Below are 21,622 nucleotides of genomic sequence, written 5' to 3'. Positions count from 1 at the left end.
AAACTTTTCTATATTAATCTGTGTTCCTTAATTAATACCCTTTACAAAATGCATCATAATTTATTACTCGTTTTATCGCTACTTTTTGTCGTTTTCATGCTTGTCATGCTTGGGCAGAAGTTCAAGATTTCCTCACCTATCTTTCTGGTATTGGCGGGGTTGTTTATCAGCTTCGTGCCTAGCATACCTAATATAGAAATTGACCCTGAACTCATATTCCTTATTTTTTTACCACCACTGCTTTATGAAGCTGCTTGGTATACCTCTTGGAACGACTTCTGGAAATGGAAACGCCCTATTGCTCTGCTGGCATTTGGTCTGGTTATATGTACCTCTGTTATTGTAGCCTATGCCTCAAAAGCTATGATACCGGGTTTTACACTGGCATTAGGCTTTCTATTAGGAGGCATCATTTCTCCGCCCGATGCTGTGGCGGCCTCATCAGTTTTAAAAGGCATCAAGGTACCTAAACGTGTAACTACAATACTCGAAGGAGAAAGCCTGATTAACGATGCTTCCAGTTTAATAGTATTTCGTTTTGCATTAGCAGCACTTGTAACAGGCCAGTTTTCAATGGAACAAGCTGTAAGCGATTTCTTTATTGTTACTGTTATGGGTATTGTTGTGGGGCTTATTATTGCGCACATAGCTTATGTTATTCATCGGTTTTTACCAACTACCCCAAGTATTGACGCAGCCCTCACGCTTCTGACACCTTATTTTATGTATATAATTGCCGAGCATTTCCATTTTTCGGGAGTTATGGCAGTTGTAAGTGGTGGTTTGTTTTTATCATACCGCTCGCATGAAATCCTGACACATGGCTCTACCCGCTTACAAACAATAGGTGTTTGGAATACCCTCGTTTTTGTGTTAAATGGCTTGGTGTTTATCCTTATTGGGCTGGAACTTCCAACCATTATCGGAGGCTTAGAAGGGTATGCTATTCTGGATGCCATCAAGTATGCACTCGTTATTAGTATTATTACTATTGTTATTCGTGTTTTATGGGTTTACCCTAATGCTTTTGTACCAAGATGGCTTTTCAAAAGTATCCGAACCAATGAACCAAACCCCGGGTGGAAGAATCCACTTATTATCAGTTGGGCAGGTATGCGTGGAGTTATTTCGCTGGCATCGGCGTTATCAATTCCTCTGTACTTAAATAACGGGCAGCCATTTCCACACAGAAACCTTATTTTATTTATCACTTTTGTTGTAATTCTGGTCACATTGGTATTTCAAGGGCTAACTTTACCCCTAATTGTTAAATGGCTAAAGGTAGAAGAAATTGACCATGCTGCCTCAGAAGAAGAACAGGAAGCAGGCATAAAACTCCGTATCATGAATGCCGCTTTACAGCAATTGAATCAGAAGTATGCAAGCGAAATAGAAAATAACGAGCTACTGAATTTTCTGAAACATGAAATAGAAAGTGATATTTCAATTACCCACCAACGCCTGAATTCTATGGAATGTCAGGTTTGTCAGAGAAAGGAAATCGAACAATATAATGCTGTTTTACGTGAACTTTATGCTACTCAAAGAAGAGAATTATATGCTATAAGGAAAGAATTTGCCTTTAGCGACGAGGAAATTCGTAAACAGGAATTACAACTGGACTTTGACGAAGCTAAAATTACTTGGAACGGTCATTCGTAGTTTTTGATTCTGAACATTTTTCAATATAGTACTTTATGGTATTTCGGCTCCTGACAACCCGTTTCCTGACTTTTACTTATATTCTATTCATAAATACTTCTACTCTGGCACAAAAAATAACAGAGCAGAAATCTGAAAACTGGCACGGATTTGAGAAAATCAGTTTCCTGCTAGATGGTACTCCGGCTTATTATGTAAAGCCACCAAAAGCACTAGCGGGAAATCCGTGGGTGTGGCGTGCCCATTTCCCTGACTGGCACACAACTATGGACAGCCTTTTGCTACAAAAAGGCTTTTACGTGGCCTATATTAATACCAACGACCGTTTCGGTGACTCACAGGCAATGCTAAAATGGGATGACTTCTACCATTATCTGACTCAAGATTTATCTTTTGCTCCTAAGCTAGCATTAGAAGGCGTAAGCCGTGGTGGATTATATGTATATGGGTGGGCTAAACGAAACCCTGAAAAGGTAAGTTGCATTTATACAGAGGCAGCCGTATGTGATTTTAAAAGCTGGCCGGGTGGTAAAGGAAAAAGTAAAAGAGACGAAAAGGCATGGAAACAGCTTTTAGACGTGTATGGGTTTTCTGAAGAACAAGCCATTGCCTATGACAATAACCCCATTGACCACCTTGAAGGCTTAGCAGCTTACAAAGTTCCTTTGCTGCACGTTATTAGTTTAAATGATAAACTTGTACCGCCTGACGAAAACACTTTTCCACTTGTTGAAAAATATCAGCAACTTGGTGGCCCTGCTTATGTGTATACCATGAGCCGAGGAGCGCAAACTTTGGAAGGACACCACTTTCCTATTGAACACCCTGAATGGTGGGCAAACTTTGTTTTACAGGCAAGCGTTCCAGTCAGTAAACCAATTGCAAAAACTAACTTTGTGCAACTCAGAGGTGGCTTAAATCATTTTTACAAGGCTATTCAGCAACAAGATACCATTATTGTTGCTTTTTTAGGTGGTTCTATTACACATAATACAGGTTGGCGTAACAAAACAAGTGACTATTTACAAGAGCTTTTTCCACATAAAAAATTTATATTTATTAAAGCTGGTATTCCTTCTTTAGGCAGCCTCCCACATGCTTTCCGTTTTGAGAAAGATGTTTTAGGTAAAGGAACGCCCGATTTATTATTTGTTGAAGCCGCTGTAAATGACCACACAAACGAGACCGATAGCCTTACTCAGATAAAAGCCTTAGAAGGTATTGTGAGGCATGGCAAAAAAGTTAATCCTGCTATGGACATCGTTCTTATGTCGTTTGCCGACCCTGACAAAACATCTGACTACAAACAAGGCAAAATTCCTCTCGAAATCAGTAATCATGAAAAGGTTGCAGCGCATTATGGTCTGCCATCTATTAACTTAGCTAAAGAAGTAGCCGACCGCCTAAGTGCAAAAGAATTTAGCTGGGAACACGATTTTAAAGATTTACATCCCTCTCCGTACGGGCAAGAACTTTACTACCAAAGTATTAAGTTGTTGCTGAATGAAACTTATAAGAACTTTTTATCAAAGTCAAAATTTGTTTCAGCAGAACAACTACCTAAGTCATTAGATGCCAAAAGTTTTGAAGCTGGTCGGTATATTTCAATCAAGGAGGCAAAACTGCAAAATGGCTGGCAAATGGTTGAACAATGGAAGCCTACCGACGGCATTGGCACACGTGAAGGCTTTGTTAATTGCCCTGTACTTGAGGCCACCATGCCTAATTCAACTTTATCGTTAGATTTTACTGGTACAGCTATTGGTGTAGGTATTATTTCAGGGCCGGATACTGGAGAAATTCTGTATAGTATCGACAAAGGGCCTTATCAGAAAATGGATTTATATACACAATGGAGCCATTTTTTATACCTGCCTTGGTATAAACTTTTTGCAAGTGACCTGACAGCTAAAAAACATACGATTACTTTAAAAATAAGTGCCAGTAAAAATCTGAAAAGCAAGGGCAATGCTTGTCGGATTGTCTATTTTCTTGCCAATAATAGCGTTAATTTAAAATAACATATAATTAAATACCCAATATCTTGTTTATAGTATAAGTTTAATTAATTTGAGAAATGAAAAATTTTAACTTAAAATCATATCATGTTAGAGCCATGAATGCTTCGTCAGAAGCTGAAAAAGCTGCTATTAATCTGGAACTTAAAGACCTGTATGCATCTTTGTCAGAAGAAGATAAAAAAGATTTTAACGAACAACTTCAAACATTTCTGATAAAAGAAGTAGCCAGTATAAAATCTTTCTATCAGGCAGCGCAGGAGGAAAATCAGAATTAGCATTATTCAATAAATTCAGCATGCGTATTAACCATTAACTATTATCACGTGAAAATAACATCCATCACACTCTTTTATATTTGCTGTTCATTTTTATGTTTAGCTCAGGAACCCAAACCGAGCGTTTTAAAGGTAAATCTTTCAGCTCTAGCCCTAGGAGCATACTCAGTTCAGTACGAGAAAGTATTAGGCAAAAGAGTAAGCTTTGCTTTAGGTGTGGGTTATCGGCCTGTAAAAGTTGTCCCCTTCGCTAAAGAGATTGAAAAATATATCGATGCGGCTGACAAACGCATCGATTACATTAGTCTGGCTAACGTAAAAAAAGCAGAGTCAACCATTGGCTTATTTCATGTAACACCTGAACTAAGATTTTATTTTGGCAAAAACAAGGCTGCACCCATAGGTACTTATCTGGCTCTTTTTGGAAAGTATAACAATTATTTCGGACAAGCTCCCGTATTTGTAGATATGGAATATAAAGGAGCTTCTGCCAGAGTTGAGCTTCCTGTTGATACACAAGTTAAAATTTATTCCGGTGGATTAATGCTTGGTCGACAATTTCGCTTAGGGAATCGTTTTACTTTTGACTGGTTCATTATTGGTGGTCATTATGGAAAAGTAACTGTTCATGGTGAGTCTAATCAAAATCTTGAAGGCTATGATGACGAATTTATTAGTCGGTTAAAAGGGAAAATTATTGATACTTTTAAAATTAACGAGCAATATTTGTCTTTAGAAGTTGACAAACAAGGAGTAAGGATTGATAATGCCCAAAATCTTAAATATCTTAACTTACGTGGATTTGGCTTTAATATCGGTTATAAGTTTTAATAAAAATGGCCTTGTAAATTACAAGGCCATTTTTATTATCGGCTGCAAATTCTGATACCTCCCTGATACCCCCACCAAGCTGATAGCAAGGCACGTTCTCCAAAGTATCTGCCCTGATGTTCGTAAAACCTGAATTTACTTAATTTCCCCAGATTCATTTCTGTCTCTTGCGTTGCATGAAAATTAACAGTTGGTGCTACAAATAAAGCAATTCTTGGCGAAAGATGCACTTCCAGCCCTAAACTACCTCTGGTTAACTGATTAAGCTCCCATGTGTTTACATCATTCTGTAAATGATGGCTAACCACATCAAAATTTAGCCAGAATGTACGGTTTAGCCTCCAAGCAGTACCCAAACCATAGCCAAAACTAAATAGTGGTTTGTTAACAGGATTATAATTAAAGCCTGCCGTGAAAACATTATAAAATCTTTTAACTCCGGTTTTAAACGTTAGGTTGGCACTATTTACTTCATCTGTACTAAGTTCCAAACGTTTATATCCACCTTTTCTGACAAAACTAGCTACCCCGATAGGAATAGCATTCGACCTATCAGCAAAGTTAAGAACACCTATTTGCAAACCCTTATTAACATTATCAGCAATATTTATCACTCCTGCCTGCACACCAGTAAAATCTTCACCCACATAATTTAAGAATCCAGAAGCCTGAATCCCACGAAAATCTTTACCAACCAAATTTACAAATCCTGTTGCCTGAATCCCGCTTCCGTTATTCAGTATTAAATTACCAAATCCAGAAGCCTGCACAATATATTTGGAACTATGCAAAACAGCATTGGCAAAGCCCGAAGCCTGTATGCCAGTAAAATTACCGAAAACCAAGTTACCGAAGCCAGAGGCTTGTATTCCGTAAGTATTCTTCCCAACCACGTTAACAAAACCAGCCCCTTGAACACCCCTCACGTGCTCCCCTACCAAATTGGCAAAACCGGCAGCCTGAATACCCGATACATTTCCTCTCACAATGTTCATGAATCCACCCACTTCTAATTTTCTTACCCCTAAAGAGTACCCTGCAAGAATGTTAACCGAATAGTCGTTAATAACATTGCCACTCAGGTAATGATTTGTACCGACAAAAGGCGTAAGCGAAATTTGAAAAGGCCGATAAAGCGTATCTTCAATATTATTTAGATGTATTTTCTGTCTGGTATTAATAAACCAGTCAGTTATTTGTCGATGTGTATCCAGTAGAATCTCTTTTGTTTCATCCCAATAATTCTGATAATCAAGTTTTTTCTTGGTAACAGATACGGTATCTTTTGCTATTTCTATCGGTTTATTCTGAAATGGCGGAATGCTATCCAGTTTTTTTGCAGGAAGAGTATCTGTTTTGATGGCAATAGGAGTTAACGTTTTGTTTGAAATCTGTAAAGGTTTTACTGGAATAATGGTAAGATTCAGAGTTATATTCTGTTTGCCCTTTACAAGTGCTTCGGTTGAATGGTAGTTTTGTTTTCTTACCTGAATATTAACATTTGAAAGCGTTGTAGGAATTTTTAACCGATAGTAACCATACTGATTTGTGACGGCCGAGGCAAGCGTAACAGGCTCATATACGCTGGCCTTTTCAATTTTTAAGCCCGTTTCCCCGTCTGAAACGTAGCCCATCACGAAAAAATCTTTTTTCTGTTCTTCATCATTCTTTTTCAGAATAACATAATTTCCCCTACTTTTAAAGGTAACTGTATTTCCGAAAATGATGGTTAGAGCCTCTCTTACTGGCTGATTTTGTAAGCTAACAGACACTTTCTTATTAATATCTATGTCGTCGGGGTTATACGAAAAACTAAAGCTACCTGAATTGCCAATTGCTTTAAGTGCATTGTCGAGCCTTTCATTGGTGATTTTTATAGAAATAATTCTTTCTAATGGTGGCGTATTCTGAGCAAATAATTGGGAGAATTGTAATAAAAAAATAAATGCTAATAGCTTCTTCATAAATCTTTTTTTGTAGCTATGACATCCAAGCGCACCGCCCCCCCTATTCAATTGATGATTTTTTATATTTTAATTTTGCGGCTTACCTGAACAGATACTAGTATTTTATTTGCAACCTTCACCATCTAAAATATATTTTTCTCCTTTGGCAGTTACTGTCAGGTTCAGGGTTTCTGCAATAATATTCAGGGCATTAGGAAGCGTTTCATTGTCAAACCTTGTTGTTAGCCTACAAGATTTAATCTGGCTGTTGTTTAACGATATATCAGCGTGGTATCCGTCTGCCAAGACTTTTGCGATATGTTCAAGACTTGAATTTTCAAAAACAAAAACTTTTGTTTTGTAAGCAAAAGCATTTTTATCAACTACCTGCATTTTCTTGATGGTGTCGGTTTCTGCTTCAAATTCGGCTTGTTCACCTTTCGTTAAAATGGCCTGTTTGGTAGCCTTACTAAATTGTACTTTTCCGCTTTCGACACTTACCTGTACGTTTTTATTATAAGCCTTTACATTAAATGAAGTACCTAGTACTTGTATATCAGACCCATTAGCATGAATAACGAAGGGCTTAGCTTCGTTGCGATGCACATCAAAGAATGCTTCTCCTGTCAAATTTATTTCTCTGGTATCACCTTCAAAATCAACAGGATATGTTAAAGTAGTATTAGTATTAAGAAACACTACCGAGCCATCAGGCAATGTTTTTTGTAAGGTAGTCTGACCTGTTTTGAGCGAAATAATTTCGGGTTCTTTGTGTCTCAAGAAATATGTAAGAAAACCAATAGCCAGCAAAACAGTTACACTAGCTGCAATACTTATGGGGGTAAATATACTTCGTCGGGCAGGAACAAGCCTTACAACCTTTGCTTCTGTTGCACCACTCATTTTACTTTTTACTTTCTCCCACGCGGCATCTACATTTACAGTTTGTGAATTTTGCTGTTCAATATTCCCTACCTGATTCCAGATAAAAGTATAATCATCCAGTTCTTTCTGGTTATTTTTATCTTCAGTCAACCATTTTTCAACCAAAGCATTTTCTTGCGCATTGGTTTCTTGCGCCAGATATTTGCCTAGAAGGTCTTCGTTATTATCTGAATGGTTTGTATTCAAGTTATATAAACAGTTTCGGCTTGTTTTTAAATGTAGTAGTATGTAATATTAAAACGTAAGTAAGAATCAACCAATAAAAGTAAAACAGGTAAATATTCGGCCAGCTCAACTCGTAAAAATTTTAGTGCTTTTCCTATCTGATTTTCAACAGTTTTAGGCGATAACCCTAACTGTTCGGCAATTTCATGATACTTTAGTTCTTCCCAGCGGCTTAACTTAAAAATTAACCGGCATTGCTCAGGTAATTTTTCGATAGCTTCTTCTATTTTGCGCTCCAATTCGTTTTTTATAACCGACTGGCTAACCGACTCATAAGCATTGTCGTAGTACACAGTTGCATATTGCTGATGTTCCTCTCTGACTTTCAGGTGCTTAATCCGATTCAGACAATGGTTATGAACTGCTCTGTACAAGTAAGATTTCAACGATATAGTAATTTCAAAATCATTTCTTTTCTCCCAAATTCCCAGAAAAAGGTTTTGCACTATTTCTTCGGCTTCGTCTATTTCTTTAAGCATCGAATTGGCATAGGTGCATAGGCTCTGATAGTATTTCCGAAAAACCATTTCAAAAATACGTTCATTACCTTGTCTGATTGCACTAGCTATGTCCTGCTCCGATAATTGCACTAAATAAAATATGAATGTTTATGCAAACATAGTTTATTCTCTTTAAAATACTATGATTATATATGATAAACGGGTTTTTAATAGGACAATCGACCCAGGCTTTTCCCCTAAGCATTATAAAAATAATTTTTACATATTGTTTCTAAAATCTTCTAGAAATCAGAAAAATTCCTGAATCGGCTATGGGGGTATTGTTGATTTTATTTGTCAGGAGAATAAATACAAAAATTTTTAATTATGAAAAAACTAAAATTTACTGTCTTACTGACAGTTTCGCTTCTTGCAATGGGTTTAAGCTCGTGTGAGATTTTACAACAAAGCGTTGAACCAAGAAACCCCGATGAGAAAAACTTTGACATAAAGAATTTCGACAAGCTGGAAATGGGCAATGCCTTTCATGTAACGGTTAAACATGGGTCTGATTTCAAGGTAGAAGCCAAAGGCGAAAGCCGCGATATCAACGATTTAATTGTAAGAAAAGAAAATGGTGAGCTTAAAATCTATTATTCGAAATGGCGGCTGAGACGTTACCGAATGGAAATTGAGATTGAAATGCCTACCCTTAAAGAGGTAGATTTTTCAGGAGCTTCTACGGCTACTATTGATGGTTTCAATAATCTTGATGAACTAGAAGTTGACCTTTCAGGGGCATCAAGAGCAACCTTGTTTACAAAAGCTCAGGTGTATAAAGTTGACCTTTCGGGAGCTTCGGAGCTAAGCATACAGGGCAGTGGGCAAGAAATAATAGCCGATTTATCAGGTGCTTCGGTACTGAACGCCTTTGATGCACCTGTTAAAAAAGCCACATTTGAGATTTCGGGAGCCAGCACAGGGCGTGTAAATGTTCTTGAAAAACTAAGTGTTAGAGCCAGTGGTGCAAGTAAAGTGGAATACCGCGGCAATCCAGAAGTAAAAGCTAGCACTTCTGGCAGTAGCAAAGTTGAAAAAGATTAATTAGGGTTATAAAAATGCAGAAAACTAATGAGCCTTTCAAAGTTTAGTAGTTCTTCGTCATTGGCATTTTTCAGCAAAAAATTTCGGTAGATGTTAGTAATTGTCGTAAAACTGTTATTATCAGTTAGTTTTGCGGCAATTACTCCTTTAAAACATCGGTGTATCTGATTATAAAGGTAACGACAAGGCTTAGCGGGCATATCGTTCAATAAGTCGTCTATTTTATGGAGCGATGCGGCCTCTTCCAAGAAATTAAATCCCCATTGTTTAAAAAACTGTCTGATTTCTTCTAATGTTATATGCAGGCTTTCATCATCTGTAATTCTGAAACGAAAATATTTAAGGTTCTGAAATTTACCAAAGCTAATTACTAATGTATTGGCAGAAGAACGATTACCCCGTACATTAAATGTATGCAGAAATTGCTGCGCCAGTTGCTCAATAAACTCGTCACGTATTCCGAAATTTACTTCAATCCAGTATTCTTTTTGTGCTTCTGTTATAGAAAAAATTACATTCTGAAATCCGTTTTGTGTAGCTTTGCGAAACTGTTTTTGTTCAATAAGCAAACCAAAGCTATATTCTTTGAAAAAAGCCTCTAGCTGCTGAAAGAACTTTACTTCAAAGTTGCTTAAAATCATGGTTGCAATTTTAATTTTTACTTATAAACTTTTGTTATTCAAAAATGTTTCACAATTGTGAAACAAACCTTAGGCCACTGAATTAAATCCTTTTCATGAAAGAAATGTACAAAAAATTTACCTTTTTAATACTAATATTTTTTTTCTGTGTAAGCCTTTATGCACAAAATACGCAGACTATTCGTGGCAGAGTAGTCGATAATGATAATGAAAAACCACTAACAGGCGTAAACCTCGTTTTAAAAAACACTAGCTTTGGCACCCAAACCGACGAAAGCGGTAATTTTCGTCTTGAAAAAATACCAGTGGGCCGCTACCAATTACAAGTTAGTTCGATAGGCTACGAAACACAAACTATTTCAGAAATTCTTGTTGAATCGGGTAAGGAGGTAGTTCTCGAACTACGGTTGCGCGAAACAACAAGGCAACTAGGTGAAGCTATTGTAAAAGCTCCGTCCAATAACCTGACGGGAGCTATCACTAGTATCCATTCAATAACTACCGAACAAATTTTCCGGTATCCGGGTACTTATCTCGACCCCGCCCGCTTAGCTTCGGCTTATGCTGGTATAGCTAATTCAAACGATCAGGCAAATGGCATGGTAATTCGTGGTAATTCTCCTAATAGTATGCAATGGCGCCTTGAAGGGGTTGAAATCGTTAATCCAAACCATTTGAGCAATGCAGGAACTTTCAGCGACCGCCCTACTCAAAACTCGGGTGGTGTTAATATTCTATCAGCACAGTTATTGGGCAACATGAACTTCCTGACGGGTGCTTTTCCGGCAGAATATGGCAATGCGCTGTCGGGTGTGATGGATATGCGTTTAAGAAAAGGCAATAACCAACAACACGAGTTTACGGCACAGGCTGGCTTAATTGGCTTAGACCTTGCTGCCGAAGGGCCATTGAATAACAGCAAAAAAAATGGTAGTTATCTGGTTAACTATCGTTATTCTTTTACAGGCCTATTAGGTCTTTTAGGTGTTACTTTTGGCGGTGAAGATATTACTTTTCAGGATTTTTCGTTCAATGTTTCTTTACCGACCAAGAAATCAGGCTCTTTTACAGTATTTGGTATGGCTGGCACAAGTAGCAATATTTTTGCTGGTGCGCGTGACACCACACAATGGGAAGTGCAGAAAGACGGATTCGATATTAATTATAAAAACAAAATGGGTGCCTTAGGAGCTACTCATACCATGAATATTGGAAGTAAAGTATTATGGAGAACTGTATTAGTAGGCTCAGGACTAGAAAGTGAACGTATGGGATATGTTTTAAGTAAAAGTAATTTTCAGCCTTATCTGGTGCAGTCTGATAGTCTTACAAAAAGCAGGATATCGCTTACCAGTTCTTTAAGCTATAAAATAAATGCCCGTAATCTGCTAAAAATAGGTGCTTTTATTACACACCAGTACGATAAAGTTTACTCTCTTTCAAACGATAAATCGGCTCGCGGTGAAGGGCGTGGCATAATTACCCAACCTTACATTAACTGGCAATTTAAACCAATCCCGAAATTAACAACCAATATTGGTCTTCATTATTTAAACTATACAGTTAATAAGTCGCAGTCACTCGAGCCACGGCTTTCAGTCGGATATCAGTTAACTGAAAACCAGACACTGGGTTTTGCTTACGGGCTACATAGCCAGATGCAATTGCCACAGGTTTATTTTGCTTACAGTAGCCTCACACAGAATACACCAAATGCTTTACTAAAATTTACCAAAGCACATCATTATGTTTTAAGCCATCAGTATTTTTTCAAAAAAGGCTCATATCTGAAAACGGAGCTTTATTATCAGAAAATATTCAATGTACCTGTTATTACGGCTTCGCCTTTAGTAACCCAACGGATTGACCCTGGTTTCTCGACATTAAATATGGTCGAAGATTTTATTGATGAGGCCCTTCAAAACAAAGGTACAGGCCAAAATTATGGTATTGAACTTACGTATCAGCAATACCTGACCAATGGTTTTTATGCGTTGGTAAATGGCACTTATTATAATTCTACTTATGTTGGTGGCGATGGCATTAAAAGAAATACCCGTTATAATGGCAAGCATATTTTTAACCTGACTATGGGTAAAGAATGGACACGGAGCAAAGGCCGAATGTTAGGAACAAGCATAAGATTAATATGGTTAGGAGGATTCTATGAAACCCCGATCGATGAAAAGGCATCCCAAGCGAGCGGACACGCAGTTTACAAAGTTACCGAGGCTTTTACTGTTAAACAACCTGATTATTTCAGACCGGATTTCCGTATTTATCTGAAAAAATCTAAACAAAAGTATTCTCGTACATTAGCTCTTGATATTCAGAACATAGCCAATTATCAAAATACAGCTTATAGCTATTATGATATTTTACAGAAAAAAATAGTAAAACAATATCAATTAGGCTTAATTCCTATTTTAAGTTATCGATGGGAGTTTTGATGAATTGATAGATAGTAGCCTTTTGGGCAAGTAGCTATTTAGTACAAATCTGTTTTGAAGGCTATTGTACGCCTAAAACATTAGAAGTAAGGTATTTATAACCTTACTTCTAAAAGTCTCCATAGTTTACTTGCAAACAAGGTAAGCCTAAATCGAGCCGCCATAAATCCACTACCTGATTTCGGTCGTCTAAAATAAACTTTACATAGTATTTATCTTTAATATGTGTTTCATAGATTTCTTTTTTCACGATTGAGTCTTTACGCATATCTCCCGTGGCTCGCATAAATAAGGCATCGTACGAAATGTTATTATATGAAAGCCAGTTCATGGTTTGCTTTCTAGCTTTTTCTTCCCTACCTGAAACAAAAATAATTTTTGTTCCTGCTTTTTGGTATAGCTGAACAATATCTGCCACGGGTTTATTGAGCAAATCTGTTTCGCATCGTTCGGAATCGTAGGGGTTTCTGGCATGTAAAATTGCCAGTGTACCGTCTAAATCGCATAATATTGCGGCAGGCAATTGTTCGTCCTGCGCCTGATAATTTGGTCCTCGACCATTTTTTAATATATGTTGTCTATACATTTTCATGATTACTTCTCTCCCTACCTTTTTCTCTCTTTTTTTATCTCGCTCCAACGACTCTTCAAGTGAGGTTTGCATTTCTTTTATCTCAATTTTCACCTCTTCACCAGTATCTTTTCTATACTGAGTCACTATTTGACTGATACGGTCTAGGGGGCGGTCTGACAAATTGGTATCATCAATCACTACGTGTTTACCTGCCTTTAAAGCCTCAATGAGCATTATATCGCGTACTTGCTCAACAAATTTTTCGTTACTTACCGAATGCTCCGAATTATCTAACATCGCACGGAGTTCATCTTTATTTAATCGCTTCCACATCCCCTTATTCTCATCTAATAATTTTCGGGCATAAGTCGACTTCCCACTTGCTGGAAGCCCTCTCAATATTAAAACTGTTTTCATTTTTATATTTTAATCAATATCTTTTAAATTTCTTCTTACTTTCAATAATAGGTCATTAATAAAATTGGTATCTACATCTTTGGGTAAATGGCTGTTCTCGAATAGCTGATTCAGGTTATCAATTTCGTTTTCTGCTTTGGCTATAAATTCATTCAAATCAATTTCGCCATGCCTGATTTTCAGTAATTCTTCAGCATTGGGTCTTCTGACATGAATGGTGTTTTGCGTAGCTATTTCAATTGCCATATCTAATAGCCGGCGGCAATGAAGCAGGTTTTTACCATCAATTTTTTGCTGATGGTTCTGAATATCTACATACCGTTGTACATTTCTATTGTTGAGCCATGTTTCGTATTGAATATAATCTTTACAATGTGATGAATACCCCTCTTTATTAAAACACATAATACTTAAAGGCTTCTCTCCTTTAGGAACCGAACTTAGTTTTACATCATTTCCTTTGTTTGATACAATACCCTTGTAATCTAATGTGTCGTTTGGGTCATAGTACAGAGCATAGCAATTTTTGAAATGATTCAGTGCTACTAAACCACACTTATCGGCGTCTAGCTTATTCATTACCAGAAAATGGTTTAAAGGGATGGTTTTACCTGCATCATACACATAACAAAAATCAAAAGGTGTTTTTCTTGAAATTTTATCTTGCTCCCAGTTCATTTTCTTATCCAGACCTTTGGCTTTTTGTATTTGCGCAATGGCATACCCACCAAATGAATCCAGGCATTTCTGGGTTAAAAATCTATCACGGTTTTCAAGTATAATATCAAAAGCCGGATGTTTTTCAATAATACATTCTTGTGGCATATACAGTAACTCTAACATAGTTGGATTAGCCGACTGCAAGAGTTGCAAAAACCTACGAACCTCATAATAACATTCGTCTTTCGACACCTCAATTTGTTCTTTGTAGTTAAAACCAACCAATTCTTCTACCGACTGCGCATAAACACCTTTGTAATCAATATCTGACTTAGCTGTATTGGTTCCGTATGCCCGACTACCTACAATTGCTTTATATAAAACTTTCATGATTCTATTCTGTTTGCAAATGGTTTTTCAAATTTGGGTTTAATCATTTTCCATATAATCTGCTGATAAGGCTTATTTTCCATCATTTTAAATAAAACTGCCGGATGAGTACAACTCTGGTAATATATAGCCGCTTCTTTTCTGGTCTCGAAAATTTTGAACTCGTTTCTTGCCTGATTTTCAACTTTTTCAAAGTTAAACAAGAGTTGTTGCTGAGTTTTTTTTACCCAATCATAAAACTCATCGGGTACTTTTTCTAATAGTGGTAGTAAGTCTTGCCCCTGTTGCATGGCATCCCAGATGTCAATATTAGATATTTTCGTAACAATCTGATGTATACGGTGATATTCATTGAACTTAACTTTCAGACGAAACCCATTTTTGAATTTAATAACAAAACCTTCTTTATTATGCTCTTCTTGTTGTTTTAGCAAAGCCAATTCATGAATACCATCATAATGCTTGGCGGTTTCAAAACCAATGTTACCGAGTGGCACGTCTTTTCCTGTTAGGGTATCTATTACAGCCAGCAAGATTAAGGCATTTTTATTTCCATAATCAACTACAATTCTGTTTTCAGGATAAATAATTTCAAATAAATAGGTTTTGGTTTTATCCAGCTTAGGTATCAGGCTAGCGTATTCTGTATGCAAAAGTCTGGTTCCTACTTTGGCTTGCTCGCTATTAAACGAGCCTCTGGTTGCCAGATAAGGTATATCATTAATCCAGTACAAAATACCCAACGAGCCATCCATTTTCTCGTACACTTCAAATGGCTCTTGTGGAATTAACTCTGGAGAGAGTTCTTCCCAATTAAAAAATTTCTTAAACGGACGGGCTACAATTTCGTTATGAGCATTCATGATTAAACCACGACAAGCAAGTGTCCAGTCGTTCCAGAGTTTTTCATACTGGGCTTTAGGCGTATAATTGTAAATATACAAGTCAACCTCATGATGTTTCTGTACATTGATATAATCATTTGCTATAAGTTCTTGTAATTCCTGCGTGTTCATAAAGTTTTTAATTATGATGCAAAATAAAACCCTTACTACGCAGTATATTTGCGTAGATAAAAATATTTAAAAAAAATTATGCCTGCTAATCGTAATGCACTCGTACGCTATAAAACCATAGATGCCTGCCTTAGAAACAGGTTCAGGAAATGGACTCTGGAAGACCTCATTGAAAAGGTTTCAGAAACTTTGTATGAGTATGAAGGAATTGACAAGGGAATAAGTGCCAGAACCATACAGGCTGATATTCAGATGATGAGAAGCGATAAACTCGGATACTTTGCTCCGATTATTGTAGTAGATAAAAAATATTATACCTACGAAGACCCCACATACAGCATTACGAAGCTACCCATTTCGAGAACCGACTTAAGCAAGCTCAACGAAGCGGTAGAGTTATTAAAACAATTCAAGGGGTTTTCTCATTTTAATCAACTTAACGAAGTAGTACAGAAACTGGAAGACCACGTTTATTCAACCGTGAGCAAAAAACAACCGGTTATTTATTTTGAAAAAAATGAAAATCTGCGAGGTTTAGCATATCTTGATATTCTTTATAACGCTATTATTCACCAGAAAACCGTTGAAATTACTTATCAGTCGTTCAAGGCAAAGCAGCCTAATAGTTTTTATTTTCATGTATGGTGGTTAAAAGAATTTAAAAACAGATGGTTTGCCGTAGGTATACGTGGTAATAAGCATATTCTTTACCATTTGGCTCTGGACAGGATTCAGGAATTAAAAGTAATTGATGAAATACCATACAACATTAATAAAGCATTTAATTCTGAAACCTATTACAACGATGTGATTGGTGTAACGGTAGCGCAAAATCAGGCTCCTGAAAAAATTATTTTATTTGCTATGAAAGACGCAGCCCCGTATGTCGAAACCAAGCCACTGCATCACTCACAAGAAATACTCGAACGAACCAATGGAGGTATCATAATTAGCCTTTGCGTACAGGTTAATTTTGAGTTAATTAAAGAAATATTGAGTTTTGGCAATAGAATGCTGGTGGTTTCGCCTCAGCATTTAAAGGAGAAAATAGCATATTCTGCCCAAAGAAGTGCGCATAACTACGAAAACCTTACGACTCTGCTACCGGAAAGCCAGCGCATTTTTTTGACGCAGGAACTGCCTGATTCTCCAAGAGAGAGCATTAGATAAATCGTTGGTGATACTATTAAACTGTGTCCAATATGAAGGGGGAATTAATTCACTTCCTGAACTAATAACACCCGTAGGTAAGGCCCTTGAATCGCCCGATACCGATGCCCATTCGTTTACCCATAGGTCATCATCGTAAAAACTATCTTTTATGCTGACTTCATCTCGCTGAAAATCTCTTATTTCGAACCATAGTCTACCCTCAGCTTTTAATGATTTTTTGCATCGGGTTACTTTGGCAGATACTTTTTCATAAACGGGTACTACTTTTACACTATCAACTTTTTTTTCACCTACTTTTATATCTACCGAAAAAGACTCGTCCGAATAATCCGATTGTAACATACCCGTAGAAAGGTAATCATAACCAAAAGTGATTACATAGTCGGGTTGTAAACGTGCCTCAACGGCCTCTTTAGGGTTATAGAACAGGTAAAAGGGTTTTGTTTCAGTGTACTTGGGCAAACGCCTGAACAAATCTCTTTCAATGTCTTTCACATAGTCTTTTTCACGTTTATAATTTCCTTCTATCACAATCCTGATGGTTCCCTGCTCTAAGGCTTCATTAATTAAAGTATCAATACCTGCTTGTGATGGAGAAAGTTTTTTTGCCTGCATAAAGTTATGATAAGCACGCTGTGCTTCTGGTTTGGTTTCATAAGCAAGTAAACCAAGCCCAGTTTCTATTCTTTCATCTGTTGCATATCTGACAGCCAGACTTTGCTCGGTTTCATAAAAAACAGGGGTGATTTTTCCTGAACACGCTACACAATCGTTGAGTCTGTAAGCCATTTCGTTCAGAATCTTGTATTTATCCTGTATTTTTTCCCATCGGAACGGTTGGTCAGATGCTTGAAGACTTTCAATTTCCAGTAAAATTTTATCTTTTTGCTCGCGATATGCCTGCTGTAACCTTTCTGAAAACTTTATATTTGATGGTTTACGGCTAACTTTTTTGGCATAAGTATAAACATCTTTATGACTATTAGAGTGCCAGTTCCGAGGAGAACAGGCACTAAAAATCAATAAACCTACGCAAATGGCAACTAGTAGTCTCATAAAAGTTTGTGTTTGCAAGAATGGTTGACACTCAGGGTTTTAGAAATCTGAAACCACAAAGCATTAACCGAATAATTCACTGAAAACTTCTTCTAACTTACTGGCAGCAAAAATCTGAATTTTATATTGGTCCAGATTCAACCCTTTAAGGTTATATTTAGAGATAAATATTTTTTTAAATCCTAGTTTCTCAGCCTCAGAAATACGGCTCTCAATTCTGTTTACAGCCCTCACTTCTCCACCAAGCCCTACCTCAGCCGCAAAACAATAAAGGTGCGGAATACTTATGTCTTCATAAGACGAAACAATCGATGTACAAACGGCCAAGTCAATGGCGGGGTCTTCTACTTTTAAACCTCCGGCAACATTCAGAAAAACATCTTGTGTGCCTAGTCTGAAACCACCGCGTTTTTCTAATACCGCTAGTAACATTTGTGTCCGACGGCTATCGAAGCCATTACTCGTACGTTGTGGAGTTCCGTAAGTAGCCGGACTTACCAACGATTGAATTTCAATTAATAAAGGACGGTTGCCTTCTAGCATACCTGCAATAGTGATGCCGCTCAAATCTTCTTCCCGCTGCGAAATCAGTATTTCAGAGGGGTTACTGACCTGTCTCAGCCCAGTACTTTGCATTTCATAAATACCTAATTCGGCCGTACTACCAAAGCGATTTTTAGTAGTACGCAAAATGCGGTATGTCATGTGGCGGTCACCTTCAAATTGCAATACAGTATCAACCATGTGTTCAAGCACCTTAGGCCCTGCTAATGAACCATCTTTCGTAATATGCCCAATCATGATAACCGGAATATCCGACTCTTTCGAGAATTTCATTAACTCGGCAGTACATTCTTTTACCTGCGATACGCTCCCCGCGCCTGACTCAATTAAAGGAGAAACCAATGTCTGAATAGAGTCAATGATAACAATGTCTGGCTCAATGAGTTCTATCTGCCTGAAAATATTATCTGTTGCTGTTTCATTTAGAATAAAACATCTTTCATTGATAAAGCTCATACGTTCGGCACGCATTTTAATCTGTTGCTCGCTTTCTTCTCCCGATACGTACAACACTGTATAGTCTTTCAGGCTAAGGGCAATTTGCAACATTAGTGTCGATTTCCCTATGCCTGGCTCACCACCTATTAGCACTAAAGAGCCCGGTACAATGCCACTGCCTAATACCCTGTTTAGTTCGTTATCGTCAGTAATGATGCGGTATCTCTCATGTTTTGAAATTTCGGTGAGGGTTTTAGGCTTATTGGCTGTCTTTGGTGTACCCGACGAGGTGAATTTCCAGTTTCCTTTTTCAGGTTCATCTTTACTGATAACCTCCTCAATTAAGGTATTCCATTCGCCACAAGACGGGCAACGACCCAACCATTTAGGTGAATTATAGCCACAATTCTGACAGAAATAGGCTGTTTTAACTTTTGCCATTTAACAGTTTTTTAGGTTTTATTAGTTGATGCAGATTTTAGCTCAGACTTTATTCTAACTCTAAAATTAAGAATAAATCTATAACATTCATTCATTGAAATCTGTTAATCTAATGTTAAAGAATACGAATTGGGGGATTTCTTACGTTAGTCTGAAAAACAGGCAGAAACATAACATTCTCTATGATTAAAGGTTTATTTTTCAAATCGTTACTAATCATTTTATTTAACAAAAATTATCATGAAAAAAATCACAATTCTTTCCCTTTTCACCTTGTTATGTTGTTTTTCTTCCTCTTTTGCACAGTCAGGACTTGGTATTAAAGGAGGGCTTAACTTCAATACCGTTTACACCGATGCCGGTACGCTAAGCAATAATATCAAGCAAAGTCTTGACACACAAACAGGCTATGTGTTTGGTGTTTTCGGGCGCATTGGAAACAAAGTTTATTTACAACCGGAAGTTCTCTTTGCTCAAAAAGGTGGCACTATTGAATTACAGAATGTGGGGAAAGTAAAGTATACATATAGCAACCTCGATATGCCAGTACTACTTGGCGTAAAGGTGCTTAAATTCATCAGGATAATGGGTGGCCCTGTGGCTACATTCAAATTGGATGAAGATAAAAAACTAGGTGAGTCAATAAAGGCGTATACCTCTGGTAGCTTTGACGATGCCATGAAAAAAGCCACTTTTGGTTACCAGTTTGGTATTGGTATTAAAATACTAGGATTTGACCTAGATTTAAGAAAAGAAGGAAGTTTATCTGATATTTCAGTACTTAATTTACAGAATAATGCCCAGTTCAGCCAAAAAGCTAGCGGCTGGCAAATTACTTTGGGTCTGAAAATCATCTAAGATATTACAGAAATGTAACTGTTGGTTAATTAAAGAAAGTCTCTTCGCTTGAAGAGGCTTTTCTTTTTCATATCATCTGTACGCCAACGTACGAATATCACTTACTTCAAGTATCTGTTTCTCATAGCCTTTTGTTACGCTGTTAATCATAGCCAAGCCTATTTCTTTGAGTTTGATAACCGCATTAGGGGCAAAAAACTTAACAATAGGAAAAAGCCATGAGAAATATTTGTAGTATGGTAATACATTTTTCAGTCCTTTGGTTGCCTCAATAGCACCCGGACGAAAATTATATACCTGTTTAAACGGCAATTTCATTAAATCGTTCTCTGTTTTTCCTTTTACCCTTGCCCACATCATTCTACCCGACTCTGTACTGTCAGTGCTAGCGCCTGATACATAACAAAAAGTCATGTCAGAATTATTTTTAGCTAATGTTTGCGCTACATGGAGCGTTAGCGTATATGTTTTTTCGTAGTACTCTTTTTCTTTCATTCCGACAGAAGATACTCCCAGACAAAAGAAACAGGCATTATACCCTTTTAACTGGTTTTCGATAGGCGAAAAATCCAGAAAATTTGCATGAATAATTTCCTTTAATTTAGGATGCCTCACACCGCACGGCTTTCTGTTAATAACCAGTACTTCCTGAACATCATCATGTAGCAGGCATTCATGTAGCACGCCCTCTCCTACCATTCCAGTTGCCCCAGTTACAATAACTTTCACCTTTGAAGATAATTGTTTGCTCATTTTATTTTATAATAATTGTATGGTAAACACATAAAGGCCGAATTACATTCCCTGAATATAAATCTTTTATCTGAAGTTAACCCATTTTCTGATTTTTTGTATTTTACTAAAAAAAAATTTTCTTTTTTAGTAAATTTCCGGTATTTTATTAGGGTTTTACAAGGAAAAACAATAACTTTGCACCAAATAAAATTTTGCACTTCAAATACCTATAAGCAATGAGTATTAATAAACTCGATCCAATCGACCACAAACTTCTGGAGATTCTCCAGAGTAATGGCAAGATTACCAACGCACAGCTTTCAAAAGAAATTGGCTTATCTCCAGCACCTACACTCGAACGAGTAAAAAAATTAGAATCCTCAGGTATTATTAAAAGTTATCATGCCCAGATTGACAGAGAAAAAGTCGGATTAGGTGTGATGACTTTCGTACAGGTTTCGTTATCAGGACATAGAAAGTCTATTACCGACGCTTTCGTAGAGAAGATTTTACGCGTTCCAGAAATTATTGAGTGCCATCATGTAACAGGTTCATGCGATTTCTTATTGAAAGTGATTGCTAAAGATATAAACTCGTATCAGAAATTAATCATGGAAACCATTAATGAAATTGAAGAGGTAGCCAATACACAAACTATGGTGATTCTTTCAAGTTTCAAAGACAGTCAGGTATTACCAGTTCCTTGATAGAGCGTATTATCCAAAACAAAAGAGGCCGTTTTCTGCGAAAGAATCGGCCT

19 protein-coding genes are annotated in these 21,622 nt (G+C 37.1%); 9 read left to right on the top strand and 10 right to left on the bottom strand.

Annotated elements, in window-relative coordinates; genetic code table 11:
- The first annotated feature begins 48 nt into the window (after positions 1-48).
- The 4 genes from WAA15_RS01520 to WAA15_RS01505 are packed head-to-tail and all read left to right on the top strand — an operon-like array spanning position 49 to position 4,789.
- Positions 49-1,662 carry a Na+/H+ antiporter gene (locus WAA15_RS01520; protein ID WP_337040602.1) on the top strand — a complete coding sequence of 538 codons (1,614 nt, stop codon included), beginning with the start codon at positions 49-51 and terminating at the stop codon, positions 1,660-1,662.
- A gap of 35 nt (positions 1,663-1,697) precedes the next feature.
- Complete coding sequence (locus tag WAA15_RS01515) at positions 1,698-3,683, top strand: SGNH/GDSL hydrolase family protein (RefSeq protein WP_337040601.1); 1,986 nt, start codon at positions 1,698-1,700, stop codon at positions 3,681-3,683.
- A 56-nt stretch (positions 3,684-3,739) separates the two neighbouring features.
- Positions 3,740-3,958: a hypothetical protein gene (locus WAA15_RS01510; protein WP_337040600.1), complete on the top strand. Its 219-nt coding sequence runs from the start codon at positions 3,740-3,742 to the stop codon at positions 3,956-3,958.
- 48 nt (positions 3,959-4,006) lie between these two features.
- Entirely contained in the window at positions 4,007-4,789 is a 783-nt protein-coding gene (locus WAA15_RS01505) for a DUF3575 domain-containing protein (RefSeq protein ID WP_337040599.1), read from the top strand.
- A gap of 35 nt (positions 4,790-4,824) precedes the next feature.
- Here WAA15_RS01505 and WAA15_RS01500 read toward each other — a convergent pair whose 3' ends face one another.
- The 3 genes from WAA15_RS01500 to WAA15_RS01490 all read right to left on the bottom strand — a co-directional run bounded on the left by WAA15_RS01500 (position 4,825) and on the right by WAA15_RS01490 (position 8,495).
- Positions 4,825-6,753 (bottom strand): STN and carboxypeptidase regulatory-like domain-containing protein, encoded by a 1,929-nt coding sequence (locus WAA15_RS01500; RefSeq protein WP_337040598.1) that lies wholly within the window; start codon positions 6,751-6,753, stop codon positions 4,825-4,827.
- A gap of 105 nt (positions 6,754-6,858) precedes the next feature.
- Positions 6,859-7,866, bottom strand: coding sequence for a FecR family protein (locus WAA15_RS01495; protein WP_337040597.1), 1,008 nt, complete (start codon positions 7,864-7,866; stop codon positions 6,859-6,861).
- Between the two features lie 26 nt (positions 7,867-7,892).
- Positions 7,893-8,495, bottom strand: a complete 603-nt coding sequence (locus tag WAA15_RS01490; RefSeq protein WP_337040596.1) for an RNA polymerase sigma-70 factor — start codon at positions 8,493-8,495, stop codon at positions 7,893-7,895.
- 237 nt (positions 8,496-8,732) lie between these two features.
- On the opposite strand from WAA15_RS01490, the gene WAA15_RS01485 reads away from it, so the two are divergent.
- Positions 8,733-9,449 (top strand): head GIN domain-containing protein, encoded by a 717-nt coding sequence (locus tag WAA15_RS01485; protein WP_337040595.1) that lies wholly within the window; start codon positions 8,733-8,735, stop codon positions 9,447-9,449.
- On the opposite strand, the gene WAA15_RS01480 is transcribed toward WAA15_RS01485, so the two are convergent.
- Positions 9,446-10,090 carry a hypothetical protein gene (locus tag WAA15_RS01480; RefSeq protein WP_337040594.1) on the bottom strand — a complete coding sequence of 215 codons (645 nt, stop codon included), beginning with the start codon at positions 10,088-10,090 and terminating at the stop codon, positions 9,446-9,448. The two genes, WAA15_RS01485 and WAA15_RS01480, sit on opposite strands and share 4 nt — an antisense overlap.
- 95 nt (positions 10,091-10,185) lie before the next feature.
- Between WAA15_RS01480 and WAA15_RS01475 the strand changes: the two genes are divergently transcribed.
- Complete coding sequence (locus WAA15_RS01475) at positions 10,186-12,540, top strand: TonB-dependent receptor (RefSeq protein ID WP_337040593.1); 2,355 nt, start codon at positions 10,186-10,188, stop codon at positions 12,538-12,540.
- A 109-nt stretch (positions 12,541-12,649) separates the two neighbouring features.
- On the opposite strand, the gene WAA15_RS01470 is transcribed toward WAA15_RS01475, so the two are convergent.
- From WAA15_RS01470 to WAA15_RS01460, 3 genes are read right to left on the bottom strand one after another with little or no spacing between them, the layout of a single operon-like run.
- Positions 12,650-13,531 carry a phosphatase domain-containing protein gene (locus WAA15_RS01470; RefSeq protein WP_337040591.1) on the bottom strand — a complete coding sequence of 294 codons (882 nt, stop codon included), beginning with the start codon at positions 13,529-13,531 and terminating at the stop codon, positions 12,650-12,652.
- Positions 13,532-13,540: 9 nt separating this feature from the next.
- Complete coding sequence (locus WAA15_RS01465; protein ID WP_337040589.1) at positions 13,541-14,581, bottom strand: DNA polymerase beta superfamily protein; 1,041 nt, start codon at positions 14,579-14,581, stop codon at positions 13,541-13,543.
- Positions 14,578-15,597 (bottom strand): T4 RnlA family RNA ligase, encoded by a 1,020-nt coding sequence (locus WAA15_RS01460; protein ID WP_337040587.1) that lies wholly within the window; start codon positions 15,595-15,597, stop codon positions 14,578-14,580. The genes WAA15_RS01465 and WAA15_RS01460 overlap by 4 nt, the downstream gene beginning before the upstream one ends.
- Before the next feature lie 78 nt (positions 15,598-15,675).
- Here WAA15_RS01460 and WAA15_RS01455 point away from each other — a divergent pair, with 78 nt between their 5' ends.
- The gene (locus tag WAA15_RS01455) at positions 15,676-16,767 is read left to right on the top strand and encodes a helix-turn-helix transcriptional regulator (protein WP_337040586.1); all 1,092 of its coding nucleotides are present in this window, start codon (positions 15,676-15,678) and stop codon (positions 16,765-16,767) included.
- On the opposite strand, the gene WAA15_RS01450 is transcribed toward WAA15_RS01455, so the two are convergent.
- Complete coding sequence (locus WAA15_RS01450) at positions 16,699-17,826, bottom strand: hypothetical protein (protein ID WP_337040585.1); 1,128 nt, start codon at positions 17,824-17,826, stop codon at positions 16,699-16,701. The genes WAA15_RS01455 and WAA15_RS01450 overlap by 69 nt on opposite strands.
- A gap of 63 nt (positions 17,827-17,889) precedes the next feature.
- On the bottom strand, positions 17,890-19,269 hold the full coding sequence (radA, locus tag WAA15_RS01445; protein WP_337040584.1) for a DNA repair protein RadA: 1,380 nt from the start codon (positions 19,267-19,269) through the stop codon (positions 17,890-17,892).
- A gap of 240 nt (positions 19,270-19,509) precedes the next feature.
- Between radA and WAA15_RS01440 the strand changes: the two genes are divergently transcribed.
- Complete coding sequence (locus WAA15_RS01440; RefSeq protein ID WP_337040583.1) at positions 19,510-20,127, top strand: porin family protein; 618 nt, start codon at positions 19,510-19,512, stop codon at positions 20,125-20,127.
- Between the two features lie 72 nt (positions 20,128-20,199).
- Here the strand turns inward: WAA15_RS01440 and WAA15_RS01435 are convergent, their stop codons facing one another.
- Positions 20,200-20,880 (bottom strand): NAD-dependent epimerase/dehydratase family protein, encoded by a 681-nt coding sequence (locus WAA15_RS01435; RefSeq protein WP_337040582.1) that lies wholly within the window; start codon positions 20,878-20,880, stop codon positions 20,200-20,202.
- A gap of 218 nt (positions 20,881-21,098) precedes the next feature.
- On the opposite strand from WAA15_RS01435, the gene WAA15_RS01430 reads away from it, so the two are divergent.
- Entirely contained in the window at positions 21,099-21,569 is a 471-nt protein-coding gene (locus tag WAA15_RS01430) for an Lrp/AsnC family transcriptional regulator (RefSeq protein ID WP_101728498.1), read from the top strand.
- Positions 21,570-21,622: the final 53 nt, after the last annotated feature.

Origin of the sequence: Emticicia sp. 17c (assembly GCF_037153985.1) — a bacterium.
Lineage (GTDB): Bacteria > Bacteroidota > Bacteroidia > Cytophagales > Spirosomataceae > Emticicia.
Note: the sequence above shows the minus strand (reverse complement) of the source record. Positions and strands in the feature narration are given on the sequence as shown.